The following is a 19,074-nucleotide window of genomic DNA, read 5'->3' as shown; positions in this document are numbered from 1 at the left end:
GCGGCTTCCATCTCCCGCGCGCGCATTGATCCGGCCCCGGCGCGCCGCTATCATGCCCGCATGGTTTCACGACTTATTCTGACCGCTATTGCACTCGCCGGCTGCGCCCTTACGCCCGCGCAGGGCCCGCCGCGCGACGCGGTAACCGGCGTCATGCGCGCGGCCACCGACTTCCTGTTCGAGCGCCTGGCGAACCGGGGCGGTTTCGTGTGGTTTTACACCCTGGATCTGGAACCGTACGGCGAGTTGAAGGCCCGCCCGAGCATGATCTGGGTGGAGCCGCCCGGCACGCCGTCGGTAGGCCTGGTGCTGCTGGACGCGTTCCGGGCGACCGGCGACCGCTATTACCTCGATCGTGCGCGCGAGGTCGCCGGTGCGCTCGCGGCGGGACAACACCCCTCGGGCGGCTGGAATTACTTCATCGACTTTGATCCCGAGGGCCTGCCCGACTACTACGCCTCGTTCTTCTCCAAATGCTGGGGCTGGCAGGAGTACCTCAAGCAGCGCGACAACTGCACCTTCGACGACTTCTCCACCACGGAGCCAACGCGGTTCTTTCTGCGGCTACACGCGATCACGAACGACCCCGCGCACAAGGCCGTGCTCGATCGCGCGCTGGACCACATCCTCCGCGGGCAGTATCCGGATGGCGGCTGGCCGCAGCGCTTCCCGCTGGAAGGGGACGACTACACGGCGGCGCGCACGTTCAACGACGACGTCATCCACGACTGCATCGAGGTCCTGCTCGAAGCCCACGAGACGCTGGGGGATGATCGCTACCTCGCCGCCGCGCGCGCGGGCATGGAATTCTACCTGCGCGCGCAGCAGCCCCCGCCGCAGGCCGGGTGGTGCCAGCAGCACGGCGCGGACCTCAAGCCGGTCTGGGGGCGGCCCTTCGAGATCGGCACGGTGAGCGCCTCGCAGACCCACACGAACATCCTGCATCTCTTCTCGTTCTACGGGTTAACCGGCGACCCGAAATACCTGGCGCCCGTCCCGGCCGCGCTCGACTGGCTGTATTCCGCGCGCATCCCGGACGCGGAGGGCTACACCCACACCGGCTTCTACGAAATGGGCACGAACCGCCCCCTGTACATCAAGCAGACCGGAACCACCATCGACGACGTCGCCTACACGGTCACCTATGAGAAAGAAGGGTGCTACCCCTACGATCACGAGGTGAGCATCAATGTCGATTACCTCCGCCGCGAGCACGCCCGTCTCGCGGCGACGCCGCCCGGCGCAGCGATGGCCGAACACCGCGCCGCCCGGGCAAACCAGCCGCTGCCGGCGCACGTAAAGGGCGGCCACCTGGCCGTGGCGCTCGCGCGTATCCCACAGACGGCGGAAGGCGTCGCCTCGATTGTGAATGGGTTGGACGAACACAACGGCTGGCGCGACACGGTCACCCAGCTGAATCCCTTTTCCCCCTTCACCGAGCCGCCCGACACCATGGAGGCCTACGTGATTGGCGGATATATTGCGAGGATGTATCGGCTGATTAATTACCTGAATGGGACTTAGGGACAGCGTCAAACGAATCATGAGGAGGGGATAAGTGACCATGTCGTCGGAGAAGTCAGACGAAACGCCTATTTCGGCAGTGCGGATTCAAAGGCTTATCGTGGAAGTCCGTGGACAGCGCGTACTGCTTGACGATACGTTGGCAACGCTATATGGCGTTACTACGAAGCGGCTGAATGAGCAGGTTTCCCGAAATGAGGACCGGTTTCCAGACGATTTCATGATCCGGCTCACCTGGGACGAATGGGAATCTTTGAGGTCGCAAAATGCGACCTCAAAAACCGGACGTGGCGGGCGCCGCTATCCGCCGCGGGCCTTCACGGAACACGGAACGGTGATGGCCGCTAATGTTCTCAATAGCCCAACGGCTGTGCGAGCCAGCATTCAGGTGGTTCGGGCCTTTGTGCAGTTCCGCGAAATGCTTGCCTCGCACAAGGACCTCTCGCGCAGATTGGATACACTTGAACGCAAATACGACGCGCAATTCAAGGCCGTATTTGACGCTGTACGCGAACTGATGACTCCACCTGTAACGGAACGACGGCCGCTGGGCTTCCGCCCGCCTTCTCCGAAAAAGGGAAAATAGGAACGTGATGACCCAAGCAGTTGCGCAATTTCCCTCCGGGTAACAGTTTAGCCGTCTGAAGCAAAGAAGATTTTCAACCACGAATGAACACGAATTCACACGAATAAGAGAGACTATTGACCCGGTTCGAAGACTCAACCACGAACCACGTAGAGCAGCAGCCGCTGGCCGCAATGAGGGTATTTGACCACGGATTACACTGATGACACGGATAGGAGATGATTCTGGTCGTCGAGGCATGCCGGCGCCCGCGTGTGATTTTCGAGGAGGTTTTCATCATCAGCATCGTAGCGGGGTTGTGCGGGCGGCGAGCTGGTTTGTCTCATCTGGTTCGAGCGTCGCTGAAATCCGTGTCATCGGTGCAATCCGTGGTCAAAGAAATTCTTCCGATCTCGAATTTCACGGAACAGCCCGGGTATTCTCCCTGGGGTTTTCGCTTCATGCATCCTTTTACGACATAAGGTCATGGGTTACCTGGTCGGAAAGACTTGCTGGAAGAACAAGCAGACGACGGAAATTGGCACAAGAAACGCAACCGTGTGATTCATCCAAAACCGAACATCAGCCCGCGACACGGCGTGGCTGTACCCGAAACGAAGCCTACTGATCGTCAGAAAGACCTTCCACGGAGCCCCAACACCATGCCCCACACCATCAACATCATCGGCGCCGGCATCATGGGCAGCGCGGTGGCGCATGTCCTGGCGCGCGAGCCCCGCGTCCGCCTTACCGCCGTCTGCGACCGCAACCCGGAGCCCATCGGGAAGCTCGCGGCGCAATACGGCGTTTCGACCTACGCCGACTACACCGCGATGCTTGATGCGGAGCGGCCCGACGCCGTCTTCATCGCCACGCCGGACTGGGCGCACTTTGAGCCCGTGATGGCCTGCCTCGACCGCGGGATCCACGTCTTTGTCGAGAAGCCGCTCACCACCGACGTTGCCGAGGCCCGCGCGATCGCCGGCCGGGTCGCGGAAACCGGCCTGAAGCTCCAGGTATCCTACAACCACCGCTGGCTCGCCCCCTACCACCTCGCCCACCGCAAGATCGCGGACGGTGAAATCGGGCGCCCGCTCGTGGGCTACGCCCGCAAGAACAACCCCATCACCGTTCCGACGAAAATGCTGGCGAGTTGGGCAAAGGACAGCTCCCCCATGTGGTTCCAGTCCTCCCACGACATCGACCTCATGCTGTGGTGGTTCGGCGACGATCCGGTCGAAGCCACCTGCACGGGCGTGAAGTCCGTGCTCAGGGAGAAGTTCGGCTGGGACACCTGGGACGCGCTCCAGGGGCAGGTGCGCTTCCGCCAGGGCGGCGTGGCGACCTTCGAGGCCGCCTGGATCTATCCGGAAGGGCACCCCGCCATGCCCGATTCGTTCATGTCGATCGTGGGCGAGCGCGGCCACCTCCAGATCGACCGGAAGGACGAGGCCGTGGAGATGAACAGCGAAGCGGGTTTTTCCTGGCCGCGCTCCCTCCTCAACTACCAGGTCTACGACCGCTGGGCCGGCGCCTTCCCCGCGTGTATCACCAGCTTCATCGACGCCATCGACGAGGATCGGGAGCCCTTCGTGACCGCGCGCGACGGCATGCGCGCCACGGCGGTGCTGGACGCCCTGCACCGCGCGGCGGAGACCGGCGGGGTGGTGACGATCGGCCCGCGCTGAGGATTCCGGTTGTGCGCCGCCCGGCCGGGCGTTGCGATGGAGGCGCGCCCGGGCGCTTTATTCCGCGATCGAATTCCGGGCCTTGATCTCCTCTTCATAGGCGAGGGTAATGAGGAGATGCGTGATCGGCAACGTGAATAGAAGGCCAACGCCGAGGCAGAGCAGCCCCGCCAGATTGACGATTCCGAACATGAGGCCGACGGCCAGCCAGCGCTTGAAATTTCCCCAGACCATGGCGCGGCTGGCTTCCATGGCGTCCCAGAAGCCCAGGTTTTTCTCGAGAATGAAGAAGTACGTCGTGCAGTAGGTCAGAAGCACGAGCAGGCCGGGGATCACGAGGAAGAAGCTTGCGACGAATGCGATCAGGTGTATGAGGATGTTTGCGACGAAGGCCGGGAGGAAGAACTCGAAGCCGGAGAGCAGGTCGGAGAGATCGGTCTGCTCGTTACGCGCGATCCGCAGGGAAATCTTGTAAAACCCCAGGACGAAGGGGCCGAGCAGCAGGTTTCCGCCGACCGTCAGCAATTGATTGCCGAGCACGAGGATCAGGAGCAGCGTTACCTGCGCCGACAGCAACAGGGCGCGATGGTCCCAGAACAGGCCGAAGGCGCGCCGCATCAGGGGGCGCAAGCACAATTCGGTGTTGGTGCAGGCTTCGAGGTCGGAATGGCCGCTCACAAGGAACTCCTCTGGTTGGTCCGCCGGGCCGCCGGGGGGACTGGGCCGTGCGGATAGAGTATACCGCACGGGTGGGGCGTGGTGTAAGGGTGAAGGGTGAAGGGTGCAGGGTGAATGTGCGGCACGTCCGCCGCAGGCGGAAAGGTGCGGCACGTCCGCCGCAGGCGGAAAGGTGCGGCACGTCCGCCGCAGGCGGAAAGGTGCGGCACGTCCGCCGCAGGCGGAAAGGTGCGGCACGTCCGCCGCAGGCGGAAAGGGGGGTGTTGTGGGCGTTGTTCCGCGGAGCGGAACGGTATGCATTCCCACGGAGGACCGTGGGAACGAGTTCGGTGGGAAAATGTGCGGCACGTCCGCCGCAGGCGGAAAGGTGCGGCACGTCCGCCGCAGGCGGAAAGGTGCGGCACGTCCGCGGCAGGGGGAAGGGGGTGTTTGGCGCGGGGGTTGGGATGCGGTAGAATCAGGGGAGGCTGGCGCGGGTTGCCGGCGTGGACAGGAGCATAGGGATGGCGCGTGGCGATCACATCAAGGTGCGGCGGTGCGGCTTTCTTTACGCGCACCATGGCATCGACATGGGCGATGGAACGGTGGTTCATTTTTCGGGGGAGCCTCTCCGGTGGCGCGGGGCCCGCATATGCCGGACGCCGCTGGAGGATTTCCTGCGCGGCGGGCGGGCGATAGTCGTGCGGCGCCGCGGCGCGGTGTCGCCGCCGGATATCACCATAGCGCGCGCGCTGGAGGCGCTCTCGGCCGGGGAGTATTGCGTATTCCGCAACAATTGCGAGCATTTCGCGACGTGGTGCAAGACGGGGCGGCGGCACAGCGGGCAGGTGCGGCGCGCGCTTCACGTGGCGGCGGGCATCGTGGTGGGCGGGGTGGCGGTTGCGGCGCATGTGGCGGGGAAACGTTGGCAGGCGGGTTCCAGCTGAGGCGGCGTCGGGCTCGTTGTATGCTTCATTTCGGGTGGCGCGGATCGATCGGGGCGGGGGATCGGGGCGGGGTGTCGCGGTTCTAAGTGCTTGAAACGAAAGCGTTACCGGCGTCCCAATAAATATTGGCACGGACTATGCTTCCTTCCGGGCGGCGCGCCGTTCCGGCGCGTATTGCCTTACCGGAGAAGGAGGATAGTCATGTATGCTATTCCAAAAATAGTGCGGGTGACGGCCGTGGCGGGCGCGACCGCCGCGCTGGCCGCGGGCGTTCTGGCCTTTCGGCCCGCACAGGCGCAGGGGCCGGGCGCGGATGGCGCGATTTCGGCGCTGCAGCAGATGAGCGACACCTATGTGCGCGTGGCGGAGGAGACTTCCCGCGCGGTGGTTTTCATTGAGGTCCGAAAGAACCTGCCGTCGCCCGCGTCGCTCCGCCGCGGGCCTTTCGGCGAGGGGTTCCCGTTTCCGCCGTTCCTGGATCCGCGGGGGTTTCGCGGGCAGGGTCCCGAGGGCCCGCGCGGGGGGGCGCCCGTGCCCATGGGGAGCGGCTCGGGGTTCATAATCAGCTCGGACGGTTACATCGTGACGAACCACCACGTTGCGGGCGAGGCCGACGCGCTTTCGGTGACGCTGGAGGATGGGCGCCGGTTTGATGCGTCGCTGGTGGGGACGGACCCGCAGACCGAGATCGCGCTGTTGAAAATTGAGGCGTCCGGGCTGCCGATAGTGGCGCTTGGCGATTCGGACGCGGCGAAGGTGGGCGAGTGGGTGCTTGCGGTGGGCAGCCCGTTTGGCCTGAGCCACACGGTTACGGCGGGCATCATCAGCGCGCAGGGCCGCAGCGAGGTGGGCATTGTGGACTACGCGAATTTCATCCAGACGGACGCGGCGATCAACCCGGGGAATTCGGGCGGGCCGCTGATCAACCTGCGGGGTGAAGTGATCGGCGTGAATACGGCGATTCTCAGCAGCAGCGGCGGCAACAACGGCATCGGCTTCGCCATCCCGATTAACATGGCCCGGAGTATTGTGGAGGACCTCAAGGAGGACGGCCAGGTCGTCCGCGGGTACCTGGGGGTCTCGATACAGAACCTCACCCCGGATATTGCGGAGTGGTTTGGCGTTTCCGGCGACCGCGGGGCGATTGTGGGCGATGTGGTGGAGGATTCGCCGGCCGCGCGCGCGGGGTTGCGGCGTGACGATATCGTCCTGCGCTACGGCGGCCAGGAAATCCGCGACGCGGCGGGGCTCCGCAGCCGTGTGGCGACGACCGCGCCGGAGACGGACGTTGTTATCGAGCTGTTGCGCGATGGGGCGCCGGTCGAGCGGACGGTGCGCATCGGCCAGCTTGGGGCGCCGGAAGAGAAGGCGGCGGCCCGCGCGCCGGGCGCCGCGCCGGCGCCGGTTGCGGAGCGCCTCGGCCTGCGGCTGCAGGAACTCGACGCGCAGACGGCGGCCCAACTGGGCTATGCCGGCCGGCGGGGGGTGGTTGTGGCGCAGGTGGAGCCGGGATCGCAGGCGCAGCGGGCCGGTATTGTTCCGGGCGCGCTGATTACGGAAGTAAATCGCCGGGCGGTATCGAATGTGCGGGAGTTTCGGGAGGCCCTGCAGCAGGGAAGCCGCAAGAACACGGCCCTCTTGAATGTCGAAAAGGATGGCTACTCCCGGTACGTGACGATGAAGCTTTCGTGAGATGTTAGGCTTTAGGCTGGAGGCTATAGGGCACGGTCAATCCGCCTGCGGCGGACAGGGCCGCTTGGCCGTGGCACACTGGGAGGGGGCAGCAGTTGACAGTTGACAGTTGACAGTTGACAGTTGACAGTTGACAGTTGGCAGTTGGCAGTTGGCGGCAGGGGCGTCTGACGCCCAATGCCCAACGCGCGAAGCCCGAAGCCTGAAGCCTGAAGCCTAGAGCCCACAGCCTACAGCCTACAGCCTAAAGCCTAAAGCCTACAGCCTAAAGCCTAAAGCCTAAAGCCTAAAGCCTAAAGCCTAAAGCCTAAAGCCTAAAGCCTAAAGCCTAAAGCCTAAAGCCTAAAGCCTAAAAAAAGCCGAGGGCCGGGTGAATCACCCGGCCCTCGTATGGGTTACGCCGTAGCGTTCTGTTCAACAATCAGCAGCGGCTCACGGGAACCAGAAGGAACCGTCGAACAGGGCCGCCTGGGTGGCCGTGTAAGCCTTGGAGCCGTTCGGCTGCGGGTACTTGGCGAATTCAACGTGGCCGTCCATGAACAGCACGTTGGCGCCGCCGGGCACGTGGTTGAAGTCACCGCCCTCAAGGGAGGCAACGGTGGTCGCCGGATCCCAGCCGGTCTCGATGTCTTCACCGCCGCGCAGGGAGTCCCACATCACCGCAACTTCGGACTGCGCCTTCGCGCTGGCGCCCGGGTTGTTGATGTCGGTGATCATGAAGCGCTCGATGCCTTCGCGAAGCGAGGGCAGGCTGACCGCCGGGCGGCCGATGCAGGCCAGGTTGACGGTGAAGCTGCCGCCGAGGCGACCGATCGTGAGATACTGATTCTGGTTGCCGCACTCAGCCGCAACTTCCGGCCACGCGTCCATCACAGCGCCGAAGGCGCGCATGGCGCCGGGGGTGTCAACATCCTTGGCCTGGATGGCATAGCCCCAGTAGGGGTAGCTGCTCGAGCTGATGTGGGTGATGCAGCCCTTGCCGCCGATGCCGGGGTAGTTCTGCTCGTTCTGCTCCGGCGTGCGCCAGTTGTCGCAGCCATAGCCGGTCGCGGCCTGCGCGGCCGCGCCCTGCACGGACGGGGGAATCTTCCACGAGGCTACGCCCAGCGCCGTGGGATCAGCCCAATCCGGGTGAACGCGCATGGTGGTTTTCGTCATGCCGGACGCGTCGGGGTCGGACGGGCAGGCGAAGATGAGCAGGTCCGTGACATAATCCGGGTACAGCGCCGTGGTGCTGATTTCGGACCAGAAACGGCGGTAGTCATTGGGGGAACCCGCATCGTTCGCTGCACGGCGGAAGTCGATGAAGCGCGGGGGCCAGTTTTCACCGGAGGCCTCGTTTGCGTACATTTTGCAGGACAGGCCGATCTGCTTGAGGTTGTTCTGGCAGCTGGCGCGGCGGGCCGCTTCGCGGGCGCGGGCCAGGGCCGGAAGAAGAATGGCTGCGAGGATACCGATGATGGCGATAACCACGAGCAGCTCGATCAGGGTGAAACCCTTCTTGTTAGGACGTCTGAGGTATGACATAGACTCTTTCCCTTGATGTTTGATTACTATTGAATACATTCACCTGGTAATAATGCAAGAATTAATTAGTTTGATGTGATACGGTTCCTTTCGTGATGTTTGAAGCCGATATTGATTGCAACACCTACACATCGCGCTTCGCCATCGTACACGGAATGAATACGGCGAGAGCGCGCGAAGGCCAAAGGTTCAGCGGCGTCTTACGGATGGATCTCAGAGGCGCCGGGAATCCCGCGCATGGAACACTCACAAAAACTAACGAACAGTTGCGGGACGGATGCAACGCCCTGTCGGCCAGCGACTCTCCTGGCTCCAAGGCCCTACCAGCAGGTTTAGACTCAATTGTTGTTCGAGCGTAATACTCTGGAAACTGGTCGCATTGTAGCGCGTTTTAAATTGGCTGTCAATGGAATTTTTTAGATTTCACCTTATATAATTGGTGTTGATGCCTCTTCTTTAGAAACTGTTGTCCTCACCGTAAGAGTCCATTTCCGAGTCTGTAATCTACGAAGAGGTTGGGCAATGGGGATTCGCGCACCGTTTCGGCGAGTGAACTTTGGGGTCGCCGCCGCGCTTCATCGGTTGTACGGTATAGCGGATAATGCTGTGTACTACAGTAGTACTAAGTGCACTCCTTCAAGGTGCGTGACCGCATCGAAGCCCGGCCTCTTTCAAGCACCCGACAGGGCGCCCACATATTCTGACGAGGCCCCCAGGTATTCGGTGGTTCTTCAGCCGTCTGAAGCAAAGAAGATTTTCAACCACGAATGAACACGAATGAACGCGAATTGTATGGTGGTTCAGGGCGCCTCGATGATGAATGTAATGAACTCGGGATTCCCGCTCTTCCGGCCCGAAGGGCCAATGCAGCTTCGAGCCCTGGGCAACGCCCAGGGAGAAAGCGTGGTGTAGTTTTGATTCGCCCTGAAAGGGCAGCGCAGTTCAGCGTACGAGCAAGAACTCCGCCGCCCTTTCAGGGCTTACAGGAAACCTATTCCGTTAACCCCGGGCGTTGCCCGGGGCTCTAAGCTGCCGTGCCCCTTCGGGGCGCTTTCTCAAGGCTTTGCCGATAGATGGGGCCGAATCTCGAACTCGCGCTTCGGCTACGTAACCTGTTTTTTATGAATGGATTACCGGTTGACTCTCCAATAAACTTGCAAAAAAAAACAAGAAAATGATGGATAGTAGTACAAAGGCCACGATGGAAAGAAATTGGAGAAGGTCTGATATCCACGCGAAGGCGCAAGGGAGCTGATCGAGGGCGCGACGCGCGGTCAGGGCGGGCGGGAGATTGGATTTGGAGCCACAAAGAGCACAAGGAACACAAAGAACGGGGGGGAGGCTCTGGCCGCAACCAGGGAATTGATCACCACGAAGGCCACGAAGGAAAGAAGTTGGAGAGGGAATGATATCCACGCGTAGGCGCGAAGGCGCGGGCACACGATGTGTCCTTGGATCAAATGAGCCACGAATCAACACCAATACACACGAATGTACCGGGGGCAGGCAGCGGCTGGCCGCGATCAGGATTCGTGGTAAGAATCGTGGAGATTTCCGCCGCGGCGGTGCAGCAGTTGACAGTTGACAGTTGACAGCTGACAGTTGACAGTTGACAGTTGACAGTTGACAGTTGACAGTTGACAGTTGACAGTTGACAGTTGACAGTTGACAGTTGACAGTTGGCGGCAGGGGCGTCTGACGCCCAATGCCCAACGCGCGAAGCCCGAAGCCTACAGCCTGAAGCCTGAAGCCTGAAGCCTGAAGCCTGAAGCCTGAAGCCTGAAGCCTGAAGCCTGAAGCCTGAAGCCTGAAGCCTGAAGCCTGAAGCCTGAAGCCTAAAGCCTAAAAAAAGCCGAGGGCCGGGTGGATCACCCGGCCCTCGTATGGGTTACGCCGTAGCGTACTGTTCAACAATCAGCAGCGGATCACGGGAACCAGAAGGAACCGTCCAACAGGGCCGCCGGGGTGGCCGTGTAGACCTTGGAGCCGTTCGGCTGCGGGTACTTGCCGAATTCAACGTGGCCGTCCATGAACAGCACGTTGGCGCCGCCGGGCACGTGGTTGTAGTCGCCGCCCGTAAGGGAGGCAACCGTCGTGGACGGATCCCAGCCGGTCTCGATGTCTTCACCGCCGCGCAGGGCATCCCACATCACCGCAACTTCGGACTGCGCCTTTGCGCTGGCGCCCGGGTTGTTGATGTCGGTGATCATGAAGCGCTCGATGCCTTCGCGAAGCGAGGGCAGGCTGACCGCCGGGCGGCCGATGCAGGCCAGGTTGACGGTGAAGCTACCGCCGAGGCGACCGATCGTGAGGTACTGGTTCTCATTGCCGCACTCAGCCGCGACTTCCGGCCACGCGTCCATTACGGCGCCGAAGGCGCGCATGGCGCCGGGGGTGTCAACATCCTTGGCCTGGATGGCGTAGCCCCAGTAGGGGTAGCTGCTCGAGCTGATGTGGGTGATGCAGCCCTTACCGCCGATGCCGGGGTAGTTCTGCTCGTTCTGCTCCGGCGTGCGCCAGTTGTCGCAGCCATAGCCGGTCGCGGCCTGCGCGGCCGCGCCCTGTACGGACGGCGGAATCTTCCACGAGGCTACGCCCAGCGCCGTGGGATCAGCCCAATCCGGGTGAACGCGCATGGTGGTTTTCTGCATGCCGGACGCGTCGGGGTCGGACGGGCAGGCGAAGATCAGCAGGTCCGTGACATAATCCGGGTACAGCGCCGTGGTGCTGATTTCGGACCAGAAACGGCGGTAGTCATTGGGGGAACCCGCATCGTCCGCAGCACGGCGGAAGTCGATGAAGCGCGGGGGCCAGTTTTCGCCGGAGGCCTCGTTTGCATACATTTTGCAGGACAGGCCGATTTGCTTGAGGTTGTTCTGGCAGCTGGCGCGGCGGGCCGCTTCGCGGGCGCGGGCCAGGGCCGGAAGAAGAATGGCTGCCAGGATACCGATGATGGCGATAACCACGAGCAGCTCGATCAGGGTGAAACCCTTCTTGTTAGGACGTCTGAGGTATGTCATAACGCTCTTTCCTTTGTGATTGATTTCAAATAAATCTGTGCACATGTACGTTGTCTCGACAGAACCGACTTGCTGGACGTTAACTTCCTCCTTTCCGTATCGTTCCAGGTCTGCCTCGTTTACCGCACCTATACATCGCGCCGCGCCGGGGTGCACAAAACGTACCGGCATCGGCGCGCGAAGGCCAAAACCATGGGGACCGGCGTGCGGGTTGGTTCCAGGCGTGCTGGAGTTCCCGCGCTGACCACTTGAAATAGCGCCGGTTGGCGATAGAGCGCGCGAAGCGCCGCGCTGGCCGACCCCCTGGCGCCGTAGCGCCCGTACCAGCGGCGAGCTTCATCCAAATTGAATTCAACTCTGCTGCTGCGCCCTCCCCAGCCGATTGGGTGGGGCGTCCTCTTGCCTTAAGAACGTATTCTAGCGGTTTTTGTTCTTGCTGTCAACGTGTTTTTTGAAGAGGTTAATATACGAATGATATGAATTCTGAATTGTCTTCTGGATTCCTGTCTTTCTGAAATCGTAATAACGGTTGTATCCGAGCGTTGCGGGCGGGCTTGTTTCCGTCTTGCGGAGGCGCTATGCTCGGCTGCACTGCGTATCCGTTCCCCAATCGCGGAGGCCGCCCGGGAGGAGTCACCATGGCTGTAATTCGATTGTTGCTTTTGCTCACGCTGGCGCTGGGGCCGGTCGCGGCGTCGCCGGCGGCGTCGCGCGATTATCACATCGCCGCGGCGGGCGGTCCGTACTTTCTCTGCGACAGCCGCGTCGCGGAAGACCGCTGGCTGCTGGAGCGTTTCATGCCGCCGCTGGTGAAGCACCCGGAGAATCCGCTGATCACGAAGACGGGGGAATGGGAGGGCAGCGGCCCGCACATGGGCGGATCGGCCCTCTTCGATCCGGCGGACGGGCTGTTCAAGATCTGGTACACGGTGTTTAACCGGCACAACTACGACAACCGGCTCCCGTTTTCGTACAACGTGTGCTACGCGGAGTCGGAGGATGGCATCGCGTGGCGGAAGCCGGCGCTTGGCGTCTTCGATCACGGCGCGGACCCGGCGAACAACTGCATCCGCCTCGGCGAGGACAAGACGCAGAACATCGACGTCATGCTGAACCCCAGGCCGGACGCCTATCCGGGGCGCTTTCTGGCGATTCACAATCAGAAGGGCGGGGTGTTCGTATCGTCTTCGGAGGATGGCAAGACGTTCACGTTCCTGCACGATGCGCCGGCGATCCCCTACCACAGCGACACGCACAACAACTTTGTTTTCGACGAGGTCAGGGAAAACTGGCTGCTGTTCTGCCGCCCGCGCGCGTACGCCGGGGATCACAAGCGGCGGGTTTCGGTGCAGCACAGCGCGGACCTGAAGACGTGGTCGCACGAGCGCGTGATCCTTGTGCCCGGGGAGGGGGAGCGGCCGGAGTACTACGGGATGACCGTGTTCCGCGTGCATGACCTCTTCTTCGGCCTGCGCCAGAGCTATGATCGCGCGGACGCGCTGCTGTATCCCGAGATCGTGTGGAGCGGCGACGGCGAGCACTGGGACGCGATCGGCACGCATCCGCCCGCGCTGCCGCTGGGCCCGGAGGGCGCGTGGGACGCGGGGATGATCCTGGCCGCGGAGAGCCCGGTGCTGGTGGGGGACGAGCTGCGCTTTTATTATGGGGGCTTCGCGCTGAATCACAACGCGCCGGAGAACCCCTGCGCCATCGGCCTGGCCACGGCGGAGCGGGACCGGCTTGTTGGCCTGCGACCGGCGGGCGCGGAGCCGGGCTATGTGCTCACGCGCCCGTTTATCGTGCCGGAAGGCGCGGCGCTGCGGGTGAACGCCACGGTGAACGCGGGCGGGTCGGTGCGGGCGGAAATCCGGACGGACGGGAACAAGACGGTGGAAGGTTTTGCGCTGGATCAGTGCGGCGCGGTGGAGGCGAACGGTTTCGAGGCGCCGGTGACGTGGGGCGGCGAGGGACTCGGCGCGCTGGCGGGGCAGGAGGTGCGGCTTCGGTTTGAAGTGCGGGACGCGGCGTTGTTTACGTTTGAGTTTTAGGCTTTAGGCTTTAGGCTTTAGGCTGGAGGGAGTTGGACAGAGTGGACAGAGTGGACAGAGTGGACAGGGTGGACGGAGTGGACAGGGTGGACGGGGTGGACGGGGTGGAAGTCGGCGGGGGGCGCGTGGATCAGTAGTGATAGCGGCACTGGGCGATATAGAGTTTGCCGGACTCAACCCGATAGACGAGCCGGTGTTCACGGTTGATGCGCCGGGACCAGTAGCCGGACCAGCGGTGCTTCAGTGGTTCGGACGCTCCGGCGCCGCGAAAGGGATCGCGCTCAATGTCCCGGATCAGGTGGTTGATGCGCTTGAGCATGGCCTTGTCGGAGGCCTGCCAGAACAAGTAATCCTCCCAGGCTTGCTCGGACCAGCACAGCGTCATTCCTCGCGGAGTTCCCGTGCAACGAAGCGTCCCTCGGCAATGTCCGACACGGCGCGATCGAGGCGCTCCGCGTTTCGGGGGCTCGCCATCAAGTACGCTGTCTCCTCGTAGGAATGGAAATCGTCGGCCGACATGATCACGACCGGTCTGCCATTCGGGCGGGTGATAAGCATGGGAGTATGGTCATCGTTGACTTTGTCCAGGACCTGGGACAGATCCCTGCGGAACGTCGAAAGCGATATAGACTCCATGGCGCTACTCCAAGTTTGCCGTAACCTTTATCGTACCCTTCTCCCGGAGCGATGTAAAGATCGCGCCGGATTCGAGGGGGAGCGGGGGCCAGGTTGTGGGCCGCAGGGCGTGGACGCGGCGCTCTCAGGCTGGAAGGAAGGTGATCCCGTATTCCTGGATCGCGCGGTCCCGTGTGACCAAGGTCAATGATTCCGTTTGCGCCTGCGCGATCAGCATGCGGTCGAAGGGATCGCCGTGCACTTTGGGAAGTTGGCCCGCGACCAGCGCATGTCTGGCGGTAATGGGCAGGGTTTGGAACCTGCTTGCTTCGAGGGCTTCGTCAAACGGGCCGGGGGTGCGCAGTTTTCCAGCGTTGATCTTGATAGCGATTTCCCAGACCGTTGCGGCGCTGACGAAAACCGAGGATTCCGGATCCGCTATTGCCCGGCGAGCTTCGTGGGAAAGGCGCGTGTCGTCATTGAGCCACCAGAGCAGTGCGTGGGAATCGAGCAACAGCCTCACGGGGTCTCGCCATCGAACGCGGCGGCGATGTCGTCCGGCAATTCGTCGAAGTCGTCGGCCATCCATACCTGGCCCCGCCAGTAGCCGGGCGTTCGCGGCTCGTGAGACGCGCTTGGTGGAACAATTCTGGCGATGGGGGCGCCCGCACGCGCGATGAGGAGTTCCTCACCGTGTTCCGCGCGTTCCAGCCATTGCGCCAGGTGTGCAGCGAGGTCGTGGATATCAACAGGTGTCATGCGCGTTGGTTCCTTTACAGGTTCAGTCTACCCCGAAGGAGGGAACGTGTCAATTGGCGGGTTTTTCGGGCTTCTGGCTGGTCAGAGTGGACAGGGTGGACCCGCCTTCGGCGGGCAGGCCCGTGGACGTAGTGGACGGGGAGGACGGTCGAGTGTGGGGGTGTTGCGTTACCGCGGTGGACCGTCCTACTCCCGCGGCAATCGGGCCGCGAGGGACTTCGGCGCCACCGTGCGATACGCGCACGCGAGCATGTCCCGCACGAGTGCGCGATCGGCCGAATCGAGATCGATCGCGGTCCAGCCCTGCTCGCCCCACTTTCCCTTCACGGGATACACCGTACCGCCGCCATGGCCCACAAACACGGACTGATCGATCGGAGTAAGCTTGACCACCGCCTCGGCCCTCTCCGGGGCCATGGTCGCAAAAATCTTCCCGCGCACCCGAAACGACGTCTTCTCGAAGTGTGGCGCCTCCACCGTCTCCGGAAATTCGAGCGCCAGCGCCTGAAAGTCCAACGGATTCAATCCCATTTTCTCCCTTTCCGACTCCCCCGGTAGCCTACGGTCTCTCCCCCCAGCGCTGGGTTGCGCGCCCGATCTTTTCCACCATGAGGCGTGCGCGGGCCTGGCAGGCGCGGTAGATTTCGAGGGTGGTCTGTGCGAGCACGCGGGGGTCGGCGCCGTCGAGGTTGTCGCGCTCGAAGCGGGCCATGAGAATGAGCGGGCGGCAGGGCGGGTTGACCTCGCTGAAGACGCGCGCTTCCTCGTCGATCGCCATGAGCTGCGCGACGAGCGACTTGGCGCGTTCGAGGTCGGGTTTGCCGCCGAGGGCCTGGAGCAGCTGTTCGGTGATCGCCATGCCGCGATCCGCGATCCCCGCGAGACCCTCGAAGTGCGCGCCGATTTCCGCGGCCCAGGCGGACACGGTGTCCGCGCCGGGGCCGTCGTAGCGCGTGAGCATGGCGTCGAGGCTTTGTGCTTCCGCCTCGGGGTCCTCCGCTCGGGCCAGGTGGGCGAGCCACATGGCGCGGTAGGCGATCCGCATGAAATCGCGTTCGCCCAGGGGGCGGCGGATGGCCGGGTAATACTCCAGGCAGCCGTCCGGCGCGAATCGAGTGGCGAAAAGATCCACGCTTTCGAGGGGGCCGCCGTCGTCCAGGAGGGGGAGCTGATCGCCGCGGGCGCAGGCCAGGGTGTAGTCGATGGCGGCGAGGACCTGATCCGCGCGGATGCGCTGGCGCTCTTCGAGGCCCTCGGGGACGTAGTCCGAACGGCCCAGGTCCGCGCGCCGCGCTTCGATCGCGCAATGGCCGGGGCCGTAGGGTCCGGTTTCGCGGTAGTGCACGTTGCCGACGGAGACCAGCGTGATGGGGCAGTTGACCGCCGCCGCGATGTGCATGGTGCCGGTGTCGTTGGTCACGAGCACCGTGGCGCGTTCCAGCAGCGCGGCAACCTGTGCGACGGAGGTTTTCCCGAAGAGGTGTACGGCGGTTCCGGGGGCGATGGCCTCGAAGCGATCGCCGAGGTGTTGCTCGGATTCGACGCCGAGCAGGAATATTTTCGCGTTGTCGCGCTCCTTCAACAGGCGCGCGAGCGCCGCGAAGTTCTCCGCCGACCAGCGCTTGTCGTCCTGGCTGGCGCCGAGTTGGAAGCAGGCCACGAAGTCGCCCTCACGCACGCCGTGCTGCGCCAGGAGGTCCGCCGCGAAGGCGCGGTCGTCGTCCTGGAGGGCCAGGTGGAGCGCGCGGGACGGCGGGGCGCCCTCCACGATGTTGCGGATGATGTCGCAGAGGTTGAGGTCATTGTATTCGCGGCTGAAGACGCTCGTGAAGAAGTAGGTGGTCCAGTTCCCGCGCAGGATGAACTGCCAGTCGTCGCCCAGGTGCGCGCCGTAGACTTCGGGTATTTCCGCCATCTTCACCAGCATCGCGGAGCTCACGCTGTGCGTGACGTTATAGCAGACGTCGAAGTTGCCCGCGCGCAGGGAACGGATGCGTTCGTCGGCGATCTGGTAGGCCTCCAGGAGCTGGTTCGAGTCGCGGGCGTGGAGGCGCCGGTAGAGCTCGTCTTCGTCGTAGACGATGATGTCGTCGATGTCGCTGTTGCGCTCGGCGACCGGCACGCCCATGCGCCGGACCATGAGCGTGATGTGCGCGTCCGGGTGCTTTTTGCGCACCATGTGGATGAGCGGCGTGGTCTGGATGACATCGCCGAGGCGCGTGGTCTGGATAATGAGGATTCGCATCACCGCATCAACTTCATCGCCGCGTCCGCGTCCTGCTTTACCTGGCGCATGTACGCGATGACCTGTTCGGGGTAGAGGTTCGGCGCGCCCTTCGGCAGGCTCCGGTTGGCGATTTCGTCGAAGGTGAAGGGGGTGTCCTCCGGGAAGTGGCCGAGCCACTGGCGCAGTTCGTCCTCCGGCTGGAGGCGCGCGGCCATTTCGCCGAAGGTGTGGTGGGCGCGGACGCCGCGCCGGAGTATGGCGGCGCCGTGGGCCCGGAAGAGGTGACCCAGCATTTCCTGCGCGCGGTGCGTGTAGGTGTGATCCGCGAGGACGCGTTGCCGCGCGTTGGCCGCGCATTCCGCGCGCTCTTCCGGACGCGACAGGTAGTAATCGATTTGTTCGCGCAGTTCCCGGAGATCGCGGTAGACGGGCAGCTCGGTTTCGAAGTCGAAGAGCTGGTCCAGCCCGACGCAGGGGTCGCAGAGCTGGAAGCCGCCGGCCGCCGCGATTTCGAATACGCGCGGGTTGATCGCGTCGCACTCCGGGTCGACCCCCGGTTTGCTGCTGCTCGAATGCAGATTCAGGTTGATCTTGCTTGCGGCGACGATCTTCATGAAGGTATCGGCATCGAAGCGCGCTTCGCCGTCCGGCAGCATCTTGGCGAGGTAGCGGTCGCCCCAGTTCACGCCCCAGATCTTGAAGTTGTAGTCGCCCAGGCCCTTGAACAGATTGACGCGGTTATAGTAGCCCGCGCCCGCGAAGCTGAGGTCGCAGCCGTAGTGTGCGCGGTCCGCCTCGCCCAGCGTGGCGGGGCGGTGAAGATCCGGGTCGCACGCGGTCTGGACGTAGGCGTGATGGCGGCAGCCGGCCTCGGACAGCTTCGCTTCGAATTCGCCGGGCTGGATATGAAAGAAGTAGTCGTAGTGGCGGGCGATGTCGCGCCAGTAGGGGAGGTGGCGCCAGTTTTCGACGTACCAGAAGGCGGTGATGATGCCGCATTGCCGGAGCCGGTCGGGCAAGGTGGGCGCGGCGGGGGCCTGCGCGAGGACGATACAGATTTCGGGGTTGAATTCCGCCACCTGCGCATAGGTCCACTCGGAGAGGAACTGCGTGTAGAGGGCGGAGAGCTGTCCGGCGGGCGTGGAACCTTCCACGGTCGCCTGGATCTTCTCGTAGAGCGGCCAGGCCTCCGCATGGTCCACGTAGCGCACGTGGTGGCCCAGTTTCTCGAAGGCGCGCGCCAGATAACCCGCGATGGGCAGCGAGCCGCCGTACATCGGGCCGACGACGGCGATATTCAGGTGCTTGCCGGCCAGGGCGGCGGCGTAGAGGTCGCCCGCGGTGGCGTTGGCGTATTCGCGGTGGAGCTGGGCGGTGGGCGGGTGTATCAGCAGCTGCGGATCGCGCCGGAGGAAGTCCTCCAGGTCGGTCGCGCCTTCCGGCGGCGTTCCCGCGCCTATGCGGCACTCCGCGCCGGCCAGCGGGCCCTCGACGGCGAGCTTGATGACGTCGAGATCGGGTTCCAGCGCGGCGACCTCGTGGCCGCCTTCGAGGAGCGCGCGGATGTGGTAGCCCAGGCCGCATCCGAGCACGAGCACGGGCGCGCCGGGCGCCAGGTTGGCCGATTCCACGAGGCGCCGGGCCTCTTCCTCGGGGTCGTAGCGGCTGTGGAGCTGGAGGCGGCCCGCGCGCAAGGTCGGCGCGCCGCGTCGGCTGGGCTCCACGGCGAGATCGGGGGAGGGCGCGCGATCGGCGAGGCGTTCGCGCCAGGTCTCCGGTGTTTTCAGGAATGGTTGATCCATGTC

At 63.6% G+C, this 19,074-nt stretch carries 16 protein-coding genes and 2 pseudogenes; 6 read left to right on the top strand and 12 right to left on the bottom strand.

Features of this window, described 5'->3' with window-relative positions; translation table 11 throughout:
* Nucleotides 1-60: 60 nt before the first annotated feature.
* The 3 genes from KF886_14640 (at nt 61) to KF886_14630 (ending at nt 3,777) form a co-directional block, all read left to right on the top strand.
* The gene (locus tag KF886_14640; GenBank protein ID MBX3178594.1) at nt 61-1,524 is read left to right on the top strand and encodes a pectate lyase; all 1,464 of its coding nucleotides are present in this window, start codon (nt 61-63) and stop codon (nt 1,522-1,524) included.
* A 40-nt stretch (nt 1,525-1,564) separates the two neighbouring features.
* Nucleotides 1,565-2,110 carry an ORF6N domain-containing protein gene (locus KF886_14635; GenBank protein MBX3178593.1) on the top strand — a complete coding sequence of 182 codons (546 nt, stop codon included), beginning with the start codon at nt 1,565-1,567 and terminating at the stop codon, nt 2,108-2,110.
* A gap of 641 nt (nt 2,111-2,751) precedes the next feature.
* Entirely contained in the window at nt 2,752-3,777 is a 1,026-nt protein-coding gene (locus tag KF886_14630) for a Gfo/Idh/MocA family oxidoreductase (GenBank protein MBX3178592.1), read from the top strand.
* A 57-nt stretch (nt 3,778-3,834) separates the two neighbouring features.
* On the opposite strand, the gene KF886_14625 is transcribed toward KF886_14630, so the two are convergent.
* Nucleotides 3,835-4,455, bottom strand: coding sequence for a hypothetical protein (locus KF886_14625; GenBank protein MBX3178591.1), 621 nt, complete (start codon nt 4,453-4,455; stop codon nt 3,835-3,837).
* 503 nt (nt 4,456-4,958) lie between these two features.
* On the opposite strand from KF886_14625, the gene KF886_14620 reads away from it, so the two are divergent.
* Both KF886_14620 and KF886_14615 read left to right on the top strand, forming a co-directional pair.
* A complete protein-coding gene (locus KF886_14620) occupies nt 4,959-5,381 on the top strand; it encodes a lecithin retinol acyltransferase family protein (GenBank protein MBX3178590.1) in 423 nt (140 codons plus the stop codon).
* Nucleotides 5,382-5,582: 201 nt separating this feature from the next.
* Complete coding sequence (locus tag KF886_14615) at nt 5,583-7,073, top strand: DegQ family serine endoprotease (GenBank protein MBX3178589.1); 1,491 nt, start codon at nt 5,583-5,585, stop codon at nt 7,071-7,073.
* A gap of 432 nt (nt 7,074-7,505) precedes the next feature.
* Here the strand turns inward: KF886_14615 and KF886_14610 are convergent, their stop codons facing one another.
* The 4 genes and pseudogenes from KF886_14610 to KF886_14595 form a co-directional block, all read right to left on the bottom strand.
* Nucleotides 7,506-8,231 carry a hypothetical protein gene (locus KF886_14610; GenBank protein MBX3178588.1) on the bottom strand — a complete coding sequence of 242 codons (726 nt, stop codon included), beginning with the start codon at nt 8,229-8,231 and terminating at the stop codon, nt 7,506-7,508.
* 195 nt (nt 8,232-8,426) lie between these two features.
* Nucleotides 8,427-8,600, bottom strand: a pseudogene (locus KF886_14605) (prepilin-type N-terminal cleavage/methylation domain-containing protein).
* A gap of 1,925 nt (nt 8,601-10,525) precedes the next feature.
* The gene (locus KF886_14600) at nt 10,526-11,251 is read right to left on the bottom strand and encodes a hypothetical protein (GenBank protein ID MBX3178587.1); all 726 of its coding nucleotides are present in this window, start codon (nt 11,249-11,251) and stop codon (nt 10,526-10,528) included.
* Between the two features lie 267 nt (nt 11,252-11,518).
* A pseudogene (locus KF886_14595) lies at nt 11,519-11,620 on the bottom strand (type II secretion system protein).
* Nucleotides 11,621-12,258: 638 nt separating this feature from the next.
* On the opposite strand from KF886_14595, the gene KF886_14590 reads away from it, so the two are divergent.
* Nucleotides 12,259-13,668, top strand: a complete 1,410-nt coding sequence (locus tag KF886_14590; protein ID MBX3178586.1) for a hypothetical protein — start codon at nt 12,259-12,261, stop codon at nt 13,666-13,668.
* Between the two features lie 130 nt (nt 13,669-13,798).
* On the opposite strand, the gene KF886_14585 is transcribed toward KF886_14590, so the two are convergent.
* The 7 genes from KF886_14585 to KF886_14555 all read right to left on the bottom strand — a co-directional run bounded on the left by KF886_14585 (nt 13,799) and on the right by KF886_14555 (nt 19,071).
* Nucleotides 13,799-14,053: a Txe/YoeB family addiction module toxin gene (locus KF886_14585; GenBank protein MBX3178585.1), complete on the bottom strand. Its 255-nt coding sequence runs from the start codon at nt 14,051-14,053 to the stop codon at nt 13,799-13,801.
* A complete protein-coding gene (locus KF886_14580; GenBank protein MBX3178584.1) occupies nt 14,050-14,304 on the bottom strand; it encodes a type II toxin-antitoxin system prevent-host-death family antitoxin in 255 nt (84 codons plus the stop codon). Before KF886_14580 ends, KF886_14585 begins: the two co-directional genes overlap by 4 nt.
* 124 nt (nt 14,305-14,428) lie before the next feature.
* Nucleotides 14,429-14,872 carry a type II toxin-antitoxin system VapC family toxin gene (locus KF886_14575; GenBank protein MBX3178583.1) on the bottom strand — a complete coding sequence of 148 codons (444 nt, stop codon included), beginning with the start codon at nt 14,870-14,872 and terminating at the stop codon, nt 14,429-14,431.
* A complete protein-coding gene (locus KF886_14570; GenBank protein MBX3178582.1) occupies nt 14,803-15,042 on the bottom strand; it encodes a type II toxin-antitoxin system prevent-host-death family antitoxin in 240 nt (79 codons plus the stop codon). Before KF886_14570 ends, KF886_14575 begins: the two co-directional genes overlap by 70 nt.
* Nucleotides 15,043-15,228: 186 nt before the next feature.
* Nucleotides 15,229-15,567 (bottom strand): MmcQ/YjbR family DNA-binding protein, encoded by a 339-nt coding sequence (locus KF886_14565; GenBank protein ID MBX3178581.1) that lies wholly within the window; start codon nt 15,565-15,567, stop codon nt 15,229-15,231.
* A gap of 34 nt (nt 15,568-15,601) precedes the next feature.
* A complete protein-coding gene (locus KF886_14560) occupies nt 15,602-17,287 on the bottom strand; it encodes a glycosyltransferase family 9 protein (protein MBX3178580.1) in 1,686 nt (561 codons plus the stop codon).
* Entirely contained in the window at nt 17,287-19,071 is a 1,785-nt protein-coding gene (locus KF886_14555) for a glycosyltransferase (protein MBX3178579.1), read from the bottom strand. Before KF886_14555 ends, KF886_14560 begins: the two co-directional genes overlap by 1 nt.
* Between the last annotated feature and the right edge of the window lie 3 nt (nt 19,072-19,074).

This window comes from Candidatus Hydrogenedentota bacterium (assembly GCA_019637335.1).
Lineage (GTDB): Bacteria > Hydrogenedentota > Hydrogenedentia > Hydrogenedentales > JAEUWI01 > JAEUWI01.
This window is presented reverse-complemented; position numbering and strand designations above follow the sequence as displayed.